This is a genomic window from Streptomyces sp. NPDC037083 (genome assembly GCF_055606485.1).
The window spans coordinates 325332-338368 of the sequence record NZ_JBVJSQ010000005.1 but is presented as its reverse complement, the minus strand read 5'-3'; the positions used below and the strand labels follow the sequence as shown (position 1 = coordinate 338368).

The 13037-nt window shown below is 73.5% G+C and carries 12 protein-coding genes; 5 read left to right on the top strand and 7 right to left on the bottom strand.

Annotated elements, in window-relative coordinates; translation table 11 throughout:
- The first annotated feature begins 95 nt into the window (after positions 1-95).
- The gene (locus ACZ7DE_RS16310; RefSeq protein ID WP_470761614.1) at positions 96-1625 is read left to right on the top strand and encodes a multicopper oxidase family protein; all 1530 of its coding nucleotides are present in this window, start codon (positions 96-98) and stop codon (positions 1623-1625) included.
- A gap of 21 nt (positions 1626-1646) precedes the next feature.
- Here the strand turns inward: ACZ7DE_RS16310 and ACZ7DE_RS16305 are convergent, their stop codons facing one another.
- The 5 genes from ACZ7DE_RS16305 to ACZ7DE_RS16285 all read right to left on the bottom strand — a co-directional run bounded on the left by ACZ7DE_RS16305 (position 1647) and on the right by ACZ7DE_RS16285 (position 8638).
- Positions 1647-2228: a flavin reductase family protein gene (locus ACZ7DE_RS16305; protein WP_470762047.1), complete on the bottom strand. Its 582-nt coding sequence runs from the start codon at positions 2226-2228 to the stop codon at positions 1647-1649.
- A gap of 112 nt (positions 2229-2340) precedes the next feature.
- Entirely contained in the window at positions 2341-3132 is a 792-nt protein-coding gene (locus ACZ7DE_RS16300; protein WP_470762045.1) for an enoyl-CoA hydratase/isomerase family protein, read from the bottom strand.
- Positions 3133-3425: 293 nt separating this feature from the next.
- On the bottom strand, positions 3426-5651 hold the full coding sequence (locus tag ACZ7DE_RS16295; RefSeq protein WP_470761611.1) for an acetate--CoA ligase family protein: 2226 nt from the start codon (positions 5649-5651) through the stop codon (positions 3426-3428).
- A gap of 128 nt (positions 5652-5779) precedes the next feature.
- On the bottom strand, positions 5780-7252 hold the full coding sequence (locus ACZ7DE_RS16290) for a flavin monoamine oxidase family protein (protein WP_470762043.1): 1473 nt from the start codon (positions 7250-7252) through the stop codon (positions 5780-5782).
- Between the two features lie 195 nt (positions 7253-7447).
- A complete protein-coding gene (locus ACZ7DE_RS16285) occupies positions 7448-8638 on the bottom strand; it encodes a flavin-containing monooxygenase (protein WP_470761609.1) in 1191 nt (396 codons plus the stop codon).
- 236 nt (positions 8639-8874) lie between these two features.
- On the opposite strand from ACZ7DE_RS16285, the gene ACZ7DE_RS16280 reads away from it, so the two are divergent.
- Genes ACZ7DE_RS16280 through ACZ7DE_RS16265 form a run of 4 tightly spaced genes read left to right on the top strand, consistent with a single transcriptional unit; the run spans position 8875 to position 11340 of the window.
- Positions 8875-9321 (top strand): DoxX family membrane protein, encoded by a 447-nt coding sequence (locus tag ACZ7DE_RS16280; protein WP_470761607.1) that lies wholly within the window; start codon positions 8875-8877, stop codon positions 9319-9321.
- Positions 9321-9749 carry a Zn-ribbon domain-containing OB-fold protein gene (locus tag ACZ7DE_RS16275; RefSeq protein WP_470761606.1) on the top strand — a complete coding sequence of 143 codons (429 nt, stop codon included), beginning with the start codon at positions 9321-9323 and terminating at the stop codon, positions 9747-9749. Before ACZ7DE_RS16280 ends, ACZ7DE_RS16275 begins: the two co-directional genes overlap by 1 nt.
- Positions 9750-9753: 4 nt before the next feature.
- Positions 9754-10404 (top strand): GNAT family N-acetyltransferase, encoded by a 651-nt coding sequence (locus tag ACZ7DE_RS16270; protein ID WP_470761604.1) that lies wholly within the window; start codon positions 9754-9756, stop codon positions 10402-10404.
- Between the two features lie 51 nt (positions 10405-10455).
- Positions 10456-11340 (top strand): GNAT family N-acetyltransferase, encoded by an 885-nt coding sequence (locus ACZ7DE_RS16265; RefSeq protein ID WP_470761602.1) that lies wholly within the window; start codon positions 10456-10458, stop codon positions 11338-11340.
- A gap of 37 nt (positions 11341-11377) precedes the next feature.
- On the opposite strand, the gene ACZ7DE_RS16260 is transcribed toward ACZ7DE_RS16265, so the two are convergent.
- Both ACZ7DE_RS16260 and ACZ7DE_RS16255 read right to left on the bottom strand, forming a co-directional pair.
- Positions 11378-12043, bottom strand: coding sequence for a pyridoxine/pyridoxamine 5'-phosphate oxidase (locus ACZ7DE_RS16260; RefSeq protein ID WP_470761600.1), 666 nt, complete (start codon positions 12041-12043; stop codon positions 11378-11380).
- Positions 12044-12058: 15 nt separating this feature from the next.
- Positions 12059-13033 (bottom strand): expansin EXLX1 family cellulose-binding protein, encoded by a 975-nt coding sequence (locus ACZ7DE_RS16255; RefSeq protein ID WP_470761598.1) that lies wholly within the window; start codon positions 13031-13033, stop codon positions 12059-12061.
- Positions 13034-13037: the final 4 nt, after the last annotated feature.

Here is a 13037-nt window from a genome sequence, read left to right as displayed (position 1 = left end):
CCGCCGTCGTTACTCCACGTACTGGGTGACCGCTTTCCGTAATGTGAGGTTTCTGGCCTTTTGCCCTGCTTGTCTGCTGCCTGTGGAGGCGCTTCATGACAGCTCTGTCCCGTCGAGGCGTACTGAGAAGCCTGCCGATCGCTGCCGGGGCAGTCGTGACCGCGGGGGCGGCGAGCTCCCCCGCGGTGACACCGCGGACGGGCGAGGACTCCTTTCCGCAGCCGGAGACCCGCAGCGCGGCGCCCGGCACGGGGCGGCTGACGACCCAACTCACGGTCCGGCTCACCGAGCAGGAACTCCCCGGGGTCGGCCGCGTGCGCACGCGCACCTACGAGGGAACGATCCCGGGGCCGACGCTGCGGGTGCACCCCGGGGAGTCCATGGAGATCACACACGTCAACGCGCTCGCGGCGAACGCCGGGCCGATGCGCCGGGGCAGGAACGTCCCGCATCACTTCAACACCTTCAACCTGCACGCCCACGGCATGCACGTGAACCCCTCGGGCGAGGCGGACAACGTCTTCCGCACCTTCGAGCCGGCCGACACGCCGGGGGCCACGACCAGGTACCGCAGCGTCATCGACGTCCCGGCGGATCATCCGGCCGGCACGTTCTGGTACCACCCCCACCATCACGGTTCCACCGCGACCCAGTTGCTGAACGGCATGGCGGGCGTGCTCGTCGTCGAGGGGGACGTCGACGAGGTGCCCGAGATCGCCGCCGCCAGGGAGGTCGTCGTCTGCATCAGCGAACTCAGGCTGTCCGGCGGACGGGTGCCGGACCTGAACTCGCACGGCGCCTATGACGGCATCCCGTCGACCTTCCTGGTCAACGGGGTGAAGAACCCCGTTTTGACCATCGCCCCGGGGGAGGTGCAGCGCTGGCGGTTGGTCAACGCCGGCGCGCTCACCGCTCACTTCCTGCGCCTGGGCGGGCAGACGATGCACCAGATCGCCTGTGACGGCATCACCTTCATGAAACCCGTCGCCACCACCGGGCTCACACTGCCCATGGGCGGACGGGCGGACCTGCTGGTCCGCGGCGGCCGGCCCGGCACCTACACGCTGACCGGTGGAGGCCCTTCCCGGAGCCTGCTGACGCTCGTCGTCACCGGTGCCGCCCGCTCGATGTCCCTGCCGGCCGCTCTGCCCGGCAGGCCCGTCAACCTGCCCGCGCCCACCCGCACCCGGGCGCTGACCTTCCGCAGCTACGAGAACGTGTTCTCAGGCGCCTTCCCGAACGCCTACCGCATCCTGGGCGACGGAGAGACCCCGGCCGCCGACCCGAAGGCAGGCCCCCGCGACCTCGCCTGGGGCCGCCTGGCGGACGGGTACGTCAACCAGCGCATCCGGCTGGGCGAGGTCGAGGAGTGGACCGTCGTCAACGACTCCCGCACCCACAGCCATCACCCCTTTCACCTGCACACCAACCACTTCCTCGTCACCGCGGTCGACAACCGCAGGCTGGCCACCCCGGTCTGGCACGACACCGTCGCCGTCCCGCCGCACGGCTCCGTCACCTTCCGGCTGCGCGCCAAGGACTTCACCGGCCGCTCCATGCTGCACTGCCACCAGCTCCAGCACGGCGACGAGGGCATGATGCAGATCGTCGAGTACGTGAACTGAGCGGCTGGCTCCGGCGGTCGATCAGAGGAACCGGCCCCGGTGGAACAGCAGGGGCGGTTCGTCCGCGCCCCCGCCCGTCCCCAGGGCGTTCACCCGGCCCACGACGATGAGGTGGTCGCCCCCCGTGTGGACGGCGTGGATCGCGCAGTCGATCCAGGCGAGGGCGCCGGCGAGACGGGGAGCCCCCGAGACCGGGGCCGCGTCGTGCTCGACGCCCGCGAACTTGTCGGTGCCGCTGGCCGCGAAGGCACGGCACAGGGGCCCCTGGCCGGCACTGAGGACGTTGACGCAGAAGACGCCCGCGCGGGCGATGCGCGGCCAGGTCGTGGAGGTGCGGCCGACCATGAAGGCGACCAGGGGCGGGTCGAGGGACAGCGAGGAGAAGGACTGGCAGGCGAAGCCCGCGGGGCCCTGCGGAGTCGGCGCCGTCACGACGGTCACGCCAGACGCGAAGCTCGAGAGCACCCGCCGGAACTCGCCCTGGTCCACCGGCGCCCGTTCGTCCTCGCGGACGCAGCGCAGCTCAGGGCGCGGCAGCGCCTCGACCGGGCCTTCCGCCCTGAGATAACGGACGGCCGCGGCCGCCATTCCCGCGTGTCCCATCATGCCCCCATTGAAGCTGACGGTATGTCAGATGGGAAGGGGCACGAGGTGAGGTGAGCTGCGTCCGCATCGCATCGGACTGCGGATTCTCCGGCCGGCCGGCGTCTGATCCCTACCGTCCACGGAACTTCGGCGCGCGTCGCTCCACGAAGCTCGCCACGCCCTCCGCCGCGTCCGTCGTCGTCATGTTGATCTCCTGGGCGGTGGCCTCGGCGGCGAAGGCCGTGGCGCGGTCCGACTCCAGGGAGGCGTTGACGAGTTGCTTGGTGAGGGCCAGGGCGCGGGTCGGGCCGGCGGCGAGACGGGCCGCCCACTCGCCGGCCGTCTTGTCCAGCTCCCCGTCCGGGAGCACCCGGTTGACCAGGCCCAGGCGTTCGGCGTCCGCCGCGGTGAGCGCGTCGCCGAAGAACATCAGCTCCTTGGCGCGCTGGGGGCCGACCAGGCGGGGGAGGAGATAGGCGCCGCCGCCGTCGGGGACCAGGCCGCGCCGGACGAACACCTCGATGAAGCGGGCCGATTCGGCGGCCAGGACCACATCGCAGGCCAGCGCGAGGTGCGCGCCCAGGCCGGCGGCCGTGCCGTTCACCGCGGCGATCACCGGTTTCTCGCAGTCGAGGACGGCGGCGACCAGGCGCTGGGCGCCCAGCCGCAGGGTGCGGGCGACGTCCCCGGGGATCCGCTCGCCGGGCGGGGAGCCGCCGCGCAGATCCGCCCCCGCGCAGAAGCCGCGACCCGTGCCGGTCAGGATCACCGCCCGCACGTCCGGGTCGGCGGAGGCCTCGTCGAGGAGCGCGATCAGACGGTCGCGCTGGTCCGGGGTGAGGGCGTTGAGGGCCTCGGGACGGTCCAGGGTGAGACGGGTGACGTGGTGGTCGGTGCGGTGGCGTATCGACGGCTCGGGCATGCTCATGCTCCGTTCTCACACGGTCGGGCCGTACGCGGGCGGGCTCGCCCCCCGGCTCGGCGTCGGCTCGGCGTCAGGATCGGCGTCGGGATCGGCCCGCGCCGAGCCGGCCGGCGGATCGACGGTCTTCGGCAGCGGATCGACCTTCTTCGGCTACGGCAGCCGGCCCTCGGCCGCCGGCGGGGGCGGCGGCGTCCGCTCGGCGCGGTCGCCGGTCCGCTCGGGCGGACCCGCCGCCCCTGCGGCGACGAGCGCTCTCATGCCGTCGGCGTCGCCCGGCCGCGCGGCGGCCCTCACCGGCACACCGCCAGCGCGTCCAGGGCCACCGCGCCCTGCCCCCAGGGCAGCACCACCAGCGGGTTGATGTCGAGTTCGGCGAGGTCGTCGCCCAGTTCCAGCGCCATGCGCTGGACGCGCAGGATCACCTCGACGAGGGCGTCCACGTCGGCCGGGGGGCGGCCGCGCACGCCGTCCAGCAGCGCTCTGCCGCGCAGTTCCGTCAGCATGTCGCGGGCCTGGTCCTCGCCGAACGGCGGGACGCGCACGGCCGCGTCCCGCAGGACCTCCACCAGGACCCCGCCCAGACCGACGGTGACCGTGGGGCCGAACAGGTCGTCGTGGGTCACGCCCACCACCATCTCCACGCCCCGTTCGACCATCTGGCACACCAGGACGCCGTCCAGCGCGACGCCCTCGTAGCGTGCGATGTCGGTCAGCTCGCGGTAGGCGTCGCGGACCTGGCTCGCCGAGGTCAGGCCGATCTTCACCAGGCCCAGCTCGGTCTTGTGGGCGATCTGCGCGCCGGACGCCTTCATCACCACCGGGTAGCCGACCAGGCCCGCCGCCCGCACGGCCGCCGCCGCGCTGGTCACCAGCTGCTCGCGCGGCACCCGGATGCCGTACGCGCGCAGCAGCTGCTTCGCCGCGTGCTCGCTCAGCTGCTGTCCGGGCCGCATCAGCAGCTGGGCCTTGCGGAAGGACGGGGACGGGGTGCGCGGCGCCTGGTCGAAGGGGGAGCGGTAGCCGGTCACGAAACGGTGGTGGTCGAGGTGGGCGCGGACGGCAGAGACGCAGTTGCCGAGGGTGCGGAAGGTGGCCACCCGGGAGGAGCCCAGCAGCACCTCGCGGTAGGCCGCCTCCGTGCCCACCGGGGACCCCCACACCACGCACACCAGTTTGTCCGTGTGCTCCGCCGCGTCCACCAGGTCCTGGACCAGACGGTCGCTGAGGGGAGGGAAGGGCCCGGTGACGGGACAGATCAGGACGCCCACCTCCGGGTCGTCGAGGATCGCGTCGATGATCTTCCGGCCGCGCTCGTCGCCGACCGGGTGGCCGCCGTTGTCCACCGGGTTGGCCACGTTCAGGTACGTGGGGATCCACTGGTGCAGTTCGGCCTGTTTGGCCCTCGACAGGGTCGGCAGGTCCAGGCCCGCCGCCGTGGCCAGGTCGGCCGCGTGGGCGCCGGTGCCGCCCGAGATGGAGTAGATCACCACGCCCGAGGCCCGCGGCGGACGTGCCCGCGCCAACAGGGCCGCGGTGTCCTGGAGTTCGTCCAGGCCGTCGACGCGGATCACCCCGTACTGGCGCATCGCCGCGTCGACGACCTCGTCCGCGCCGGTCAGCTTGCCGGTGTGGGAGGCGGCCGTGCGCGCGCCGGTGTCGGTGCGGCCCACCTTGACCGCGACCACCGGCACCCCGCGCCGGGCGGCCCGGTCGGCGGCGAGGAGGAAGGACCGGCCGTCCTTGAGGCCCTCGATGTAGCAGGCGATCGCGCCGACCTCCGGGAGTTCGGCGAAGTAGGAGAGGAAGTCCGCGGTCTCCAGGTCGGCCTCGTTGCCGGTCGGCGCCCAGTGCGAGAGACGCACGCCGAGCTCCTGCAGGGCGAAGACCGGGCGGCCCTGATGACCGGACTGGGTGATCAGCGCGATCGCGGGCCCGGTGAGGTCGTCGCGGAACCGCTCGAAGGCGTTGAGGTTGGTGTTGGGGCCGAGCAGACGTAGACCGGAGCGCTCCACGGCCGTCGCGAGACGCTCCTGCGCGGCCGCGCCCTCCTCGCCGGTCTCCGCGAAACCGGAGGCGAAGACGACCGCGAACTTCACCTTGGCCTGCGCCAGTTGCTCGATCACCGGCAGTGGGTCGGCGACCAGCAGCACGGCCAGGTCGACCTGCTCGGGCAGGTCGGCCACGGACGCGGCGCAGGGCAGTCCGAACACGCTCTCGCGGGTGGGGTGCACGGGATGCAGCCGCGCCCCCACCCGCTCCGCCCAGCTCACCAGTTGCCGGGTGACACCGGTGTTCGGGCGTCCTTCGGCGTCCGAGGCGCCGACGACCGCGACGGACCCGGGCCGGAAGAACCGGTCCAGATCGGGGACGTCCGCATAGAGCGGACGGCCGCTGACGTCGAGGCCGTCCGCCTCGGCCGGCCGGCCGTGGACTGCGGGCCCGGGCTGTTCGCCGCACGCGATGACCCGGGTCCGGCGGGAGTCGGTGGTGAGGGTGCCGTGGGTTGATCCAAGCATCGGTCCGCCCGCTCCTGTGTGACTGCCATGAGTGACCGTCAAGTAACTGACGCTCTGTCAGGTTACATAGCTGACGGTCCGTCAGGAATGGTCGTGCACACAGAAAGGAGCGGACCCGCACCGGCGCCCTACAGCGCCGCCAGCACCTCCGTCGCCACGCGCTCGCCCGAGCGCACCGCTCCGTCCATGAAGCCCATCCAGTGGACGGACGTCTCCGTCCCGGCCCAGTGGATCCCGCCGACGGGCTCGCGCAGGGCCGGACCGTACTGGGTCAGGACGCCGGGCGCGGCGATGGAGACCGGACCGCCGCGGGTGTAGGCCTCGTTGTTCCAGCGTTGCAGGACGAACGACGTGGGGGAGGCCGCTTTCGCGCCGAAGTACGTCACGTAGTCCTTCAGTACGGCCGCCCTGACCTCCGCCTCGCTCGCCGCGTCGTAGGCCCGCGCCTCGTCGGCCTCGATGAAGCCCATCAACGCGCCGTAGGAGGCGTCCGGCGGGGAGTTGTCGAAGGTGGAGCTGACCACGCCGGTGTCGCTGACGACCTGGCCGTTGAGGCCGTCGGCCCGCCAGAAGGGGGTGTCGTAGATCGCGATCGCCTTGCCGACCGAGGCCATCGGCAGGCGCTGGGTGAGCTGGTCGCGGGCGGCGGGGAGCAGCGGGTCGTACGAGATGCGGGCCGCGAGCGGCGGCGGCACGGCGACGACGACCTTCCTGGCGGTGACGGTGACCCCGTCGGCCGTCACCACGTACCGGGCGCCGGACCGGGCGATCGTGCGCACCGGGGCGTTCAGCACCACCCGGTCGCCGAGCGTGGCGGCGAGCCTGATCGGCACCTGCTGGGAGCCGCCGACGAAGCGGAGCTCCTGGGCGCCGCCCGCGGTCTCGGTGAGGCGCTCCAGGGTGCCGGGGGTCGAGGCGTTGCCGGCGGCGGCGATGTAGAAGAGCACGAACAGCAGCGAGAGTTCGCGGGGCTCGGCCGAGAAGATCGAGGTGCAGGCCACGTCGAGCAGGAACTTCGCGGAGGGGATCACGGCGTTGGCGCGCAGCCAGGTCTCGAAGGTCTGCCGGTCCCACTCCTCGGCCTTGGCGGCGGTCCAGGGCGCGTCGACCGGGACCGTCTTGGCCATGTCGTCCAGCGATGCCTGCACGATCGCCGCGTTGGCGAGGCCGGCCGCGTCGATCGGCGGGACCGAGCCGAGCAGGCCGTCGGTGGCGTACGGGGTCTTCTTGCCGTCCTTGTAGAGGAGGTTCTTGCCGGTGTTGTAGGTGGCGAAGGTGGCCACGCCCAGGGAGTCGGCGAGCGCCTTGATGCGGTCCTGGGTGGGGCCGATGAACTCGCCGCCGCCCTCGGTGACCCCGCCGTTCGCCAGGGGGAGGTTGACGACCCGGCCGCCCACGCGGCCGCGGGCCTCCAGGACGGCGACCGTGCGGCCGGCGGCGACCAGGTCGCGCGCCGCGGTGAGGCCGGCCAGACCGGCGCCGACGATCGCGACGTCCACCTCCCGTGCGGCCGCGGCGGCCGGGCCGGCGGCGGTCGCGGTGAGGGCGGTGGCCCCGGCGGCCACCGCGGCCGTACGGCCGAGCAGGGACCGGCGGGACATCCCGGGGGGCTGCTGTCTTTCACTTGCCACGTGCGTCCTCCGTCGAGCTTCGGGAGCGAGAGGTGGGTGGAGCCGAAAAGGTGAACAGGGCTCACATTCTGGCTCCGAGCCCGGGCGCACGACAACGTTCTCGTCACATCCGACACAGGTGTAACGAGCAGCGAAATCAAGGAAGTTACCGGTAGTTACAGATGGTCAACGGCGGGTGCGGCGCACGGCCTTCGCGATCTTCCGGGAGTCGATCGCCAACTCGCGGAGCGTGCCGCTGATGGGGGTGGTGAAACCGGTGAAGTAGAGGCCGGGGGCCTCCTTCGGGGAGCGGGCGCCGTGGGCGACGGGTCTGCCCTCGTCGTCGAGCACGCCGAGGTGGCCGACCAGTCCCTCCAGTGCGCGGACGTACCCGGTGGCCGCGACGACGGCGTCCGGGGAGATCCGGGAACCGTCCGCGAGCACGACCTTGCCGCCGTCCTCGAAGCCCTCCACGGCGGCCACGATCTCCACCCGGCCCTTGCGCACGGCGTCGATGAGACCGACGTCCTGCACCGGGATCGCGCCCCGCCTGGCCCGGGTGTAGAGCCCGGTGTCGGGGCGGGGCAGCCCGTGCGCGGACAGGTCGGGGACGCTCGCCCTCGCCATCAGCCGGCAGATCCGGTCGACGAGTCGCACCGGGAGGCGGCGGACGAGGATTCCGCTGTACTGGGCGGCCCAGCCGGCGGTCGAGCGGCGCACGATGTGCGGGACCGTGCGCACCGCCAGCCGCACCCGCCCGGCCCCGCTCTCCACCAGGTCGACGGCGATCTCGGCGCCGGTGTTGCCCACGCCGACGACGAGGACGTCCCGGCCGGCGTAGGGCGTGCCGTCGCGGTAGGCGCTCGCGTGGGTCAGCTCGCCGGCGAAGTCCTCGCGGCCGGGCCAGTCCGGCAGATGGGGGGTGTGGTTGTAGCCGGTGGCGACGACGACCGCCGAGCCGGTGAGTTCGCGCCCGCCCGTGGCGTGCAGCAGCCAGCCGGCGCCGTCGGCGGTGCGCTCGACGCGGAAGACCTCGACGCCGGTGACGATCTCGAGCTCGTGGACCTCCGCGTACTTCTCCAGGTACCGCACCACGTCGTCGCGGGCCGCCCACCGCCCGAACCGGCGCGGCATCCTCAGCCCCGGCAGGGCGGACAGCCGGCGGGTGGTGTGCAGGTGCAGCCGGTCGTAGTGGCGCCGCCAGGACGCCCCGACCGCGTCGGCCTTCTCCACGACGACCGCGCGTATGCCCTGGGCACGCAGCGCGTACGCGGTGGCGAGCCCGCCGGGGCCGCCGCCGATGACGTAGACGGGACGGTCGGCCGGGTTCGCGGTGGTGATCGCCTGGGTGGCCGGGCGCGGTGCGGAGTCTTCCATGAGCGCGAGCGTAATCACGTGGACCGTTGATGGGTCTCGGTCAAGACCGGAATTGGTTGCGGATCGATCACGTGTGGGGGAGGAGGGTGCGGATCCGGTGACGCAGGCCACTTCGGCGTGCGCGAAAGGCGAAGACAGGGGGCACTGCGCGGCGGGTGCGCGGCGGGCGTGCGGTGGTCCCGCGCGGCGAACGCGCGGGGTTCCCGGACCCCGTTATCTGACGTACCGTCAGATGCATGGATGCGATCTGGCTGGACGGGGCCGAGTGGATGGCGGTGCTGCGGATCGGGCTCGGGCTGTGGTGGCTGGAGAGCTGGCGGCACAAGGAGAAGAAGAGCTGGTTCGAGGGCTCCGGCATCGCATGGGCGGCGGACGTCGCGGCGAAGCACCGCTGGAACGCGGTCCGCTCCGGCTTCGCCGTGGTGGTGCGGCCGCGCCCGCGCGTCATGGCGTACGTGGTGGTCTACGCGGAGCTGGCGCTCGGCCTCGGTCTGGTGTTCGGCTTCCTCACCCCGATCGCCCTGGCCGGCGGCCTGCTGCTCAACCTCGTCTACCTCGTTCTCATGATCCACGACTGGGCCGAGCAGGGGCAGAACTCGATGATGGCGCTGATCTCGGCGGTGGGGCTGGGCGGGATGGCGTGGCAGACGTGGTCGCTCGACAGCGCGCTGGGGTGGTTCTGATGGGGTCGGCCGCCCGGCACGACCTGCCCGAGGCCGACGCCTTCACCCGTACGTACTGGGAGGCGGCCGCCGAGGGCCGCCTCCTGATCCGGCGCTGCGAAGTCTGTGCGCGGGCCCACCACTATCCGCGCGAGTTCTGCCCGCACTGCTGGAGCGAGGACGTGACCTGGGAGGACGCGAGCGGCCGGGCGACCCTCCACACCTGGTCCGTCGTCCACCGCAACGACCTGCCGCCCTTCGGGGAGCGCACACCGTACGTCGCCGCGATGGTCGACCTCGCCGAAGGGCCGCGGATGCCGACGGAGCTGGTGGGGGCGGCCGAGCCGCGCGTGGGGATGGCGCTGACGGTCGCCTTCCGGGACGGGGCGCCCGTGTTCCGGCCGTCGGCCGAAGGGCCGCCCGCGCCGGGCCGGACAGGTGTTCAATGATCGGATGACCGATATCCGTGAGCCCTCCTCGACGCCCGCCGGGACGCCCGCCGCGCAGCCGCCCGCCACGCCGCCCGTGACGTCCGCTTCGCCCGTCCTCGACGGCCACGGACTGCGGCTGCGCGTGTGGGAGCCGGAGTCCGCCGCCGACGTGGACGCCTGGCGGCGCGGACTCGTCGACCCGGAGTTCCTGCGCTGGAACACGCCGCTGCGGACGGTCTCGGACACCGCGAGCGCGCGGGCGTCCCTGGAGAACAAGCAGGCGGACGCCGCCGCCGGACGCGCGATGACGTTCTGCGTCACGGACGCGGCCGACGGAACGATCCTCGGACAGGTCGGCGTCAGCGCGATCGAACTCGTGCCGAGCTTCGCCAGGGTCGGCTACTGGGTCCTGCCGGAGGCGCGGGGCCGGCACGTCGCCACCCGCTCCCTGCTGCTCGCGGCGCGGTGGGCGTTCACCGAACTCGGCCTGCACCGGCTGGAACTGGGCCACGCCCTCGGCCACGGCGCCTCCTGCCGGGTCGGCGAGCGCTGCGGGTTCCGGTACGAGGGGACCCTGCGCGGGGCGATGTGGGAGGAGGGCCGCAGGGACGCCTTCCGCGACGTCCACCTGCACGCCCGGCTGGCGACGGACCCGGAGCCGGAGTTCCCGTGAGCGCGCGGTAATGGGCAGGCGGCGGGCGGCGCCCACGCGCGACGATGGGGCATGCGCCCTCACGACTGGCACCTCACCCACGACCTCGACGCCTTCCTCGCCCGTGCCGGCGAGTTCCTGGCCTCCCGCCCAGCCCTGCACACGGTTCCGCTGACCGTCGCCGACAGCCTGCGGCGCAGGGGGCCGCACGTGTACGGCGACGAGGACCCCCTCTTCGGCGTGCTGAGCGCGGACGGCGGGGGCGGCGCGGACGGCGGGGGCGGCGGGGTACGCGGGGTGTTCTTCCGGACGCCCCCGCACCGGATCCACCTCACGCCCCTGACGGAGGCGGAGGCCGACGGCCTCGCCGCGACCCTGGCGGCCGTGGGCCACCCGCTGCCCGGCGTCTCCGCCGACCGCGCCACCGCGGCCGCGTTCGCCGACGCCTGGCAGCGGCGGACGGGCCGGGCGTCCCGCCTGACCGAATCGCAACGCCTGTACCGACTGGAGGAGTTGACGCCTGCGGCGCCGGTCCCGGCGGGCCGGGCGCGTGTCGCCGCCGCGGCCGACCGCGACCTGCTCGCGCGCTGGTACGGGGAGTTCTGCGACGAGGCCGGCGCGCACCCCGTGCAGGACGCCGGCGCCTGGGCCGACTCCCGCATCGCCCATGGCGGGATCACCCTCTGGGAGACGCCCGACGGCGCCCCCGTCTCCATGGCGGGCGCCACCCCGGAGGTGGCCGGTCAGATCAGGGTGGCCCCCGTCTACACTCCTGCCGGGCTGCGCGGCCACGGCTACGCGGGCGCGGCGACCACCGAGGTGAGCCGCGTGGCCCGGGACTCGGGTGCGGCGCAGGTGCTTCTCTTCACCGACCTGGCGAACCCGACGAGCAACGGCCTCTACCAGCGCATCGGCTACCGCCCGGTGGCCGACTTCGCGGTGTACGCGTTCGCGTAGGCGCGGGCGGCGTCCACACGATCGTCGCCCGGTCGGCTCAGGGCCACAGCTGGTCCGTGGTCCAGGCGTTGCCCGAGCGGTAGTAGCGCAGGCGGGCGTGACGGCGGGCGCCGTCGCCCTGGAAGAACTCCGCCTCGTCGGGGCGCAGTCGGTACAGCGTCCAGGTCGGGGACTTGGCCGTGGGGTTCTGGCGGGCGTGTTCCCAGGCGGCCTCCGACGCGGCCGTCAACTCCTGCGTCGAGGCCAGGACCTCGCTCTGCCGTCCGGTCAGCGCGGCGGCCAGCGCGCCGGTCGAGCGGGCGTGCAGGTCGGCCTGGGCCTCCTCGGAGGGGGCGGACGTGACCGGGCCGCGGACCCTGACCTGGCGGCCGAGCACCGGCCAGTAGAAGGTGAGGGCCGCGTACGGGCGGGCGGCGAGCTGACGGCCCTTGCGGCTGGTGGCGTGGGTGGCGAAGGACCAGCCGTCCGCGTCGGCGCCGTGCAGCATCACGATGCGGGCGTCCGGCAGGCCCTCCGCGTCCGACGTCGACAGCGTCATCGTGTGCGGCTCGGTCTGCCCGGCCGCGACCGCCTGCGCGAACCACTCCGTGAAGAGGGTCAGGGGGTCGCCGGGGGCCGACGCCGGGTCGAAGGGCGGCAGCCGCGTCACCTCCGGGTCCCACACCCGCAGCGTCCTGAGCAGTTCATGAAGATCCTTGGCCATGCACCGAGTATCCGGTCAGTGCCGGGCGAACTGGACCCCGGTTGGCTGCACCGTCTCCGGACGGACGGCGATCCCCTCCACCGTCAGCTGCTCCCCGTGGACGTCGGTGAGCCTGATCGCGCCCCCGCACCCCCGGCCGTTCTCGGAGAGGAAGTAGTTGTAGTCGGTGCGCGCCAGCCGGATCCAGCCGCCGTCGGCGCGGACCTCCAGCCGGGCCAGCGGGTTGCGGTGGCCGATCGCCTGGATGCCGCACCAGTACCGCGTGGAGCCGGTCTTGTAGCGGAGCGAGATCGTCTCGGTCGTGGCCGGGCTCAGCAGGCTCCATGTGATCGGGATCCGGCCCGCGGAGAGCGGGGCGAGCTCGGCGAAGGCCTGCCGGCTGAGGTCGATCTGACCGGGCCGGCAGGGCGCCGGGCACTCGTTGGTGATCCGGACCGTGACGGACGCCCCGCCCGCGGCACGGACGGACACGTACGCGCCGCACGCCTTGGACGTCTCGTAGTCGGCGGTGTTCATCGCCGCGGTCATGACGTCGGAGGTCGGACCGTAGGAGCAGGCGCCGTTGCCGTCGCCGATGTCGTAGGAGGTGGCGACGCCCGTGTAGACGGTCCCGGGGCTGATGCGTCCGGCCAGGGGCCCCGTGGCGGACGACGCCCTGCGAGCGGGGGCGGCCGAGGGGCGCGCGGACGCGACGCTCCGGGCGGGCGAGGGAGACGCGGACGCGCCGGCCGTCGCACCGGGGGACGACCCCGAGGGGCTCGGCGACGCGGAGGGCTTCGGTGACGCGGAGGCCGCCGCCGTCGCGGTCGGTGAACCGCTCGTGCGGGCGCCGGCGACCGGCGCCGCGTCCTTCACGTCGTCGGCGCCGCCGCTGCCCGGGCGGAACGCCACGACCAGGGACACCACCAGCGCGACGGCGGCCACGGCGACGGCGGAGACGAGCGCGGTGTGCCGCCGGGGGTGGGAGCGGCGGTGCGAAGGGGAGGTCACAGCT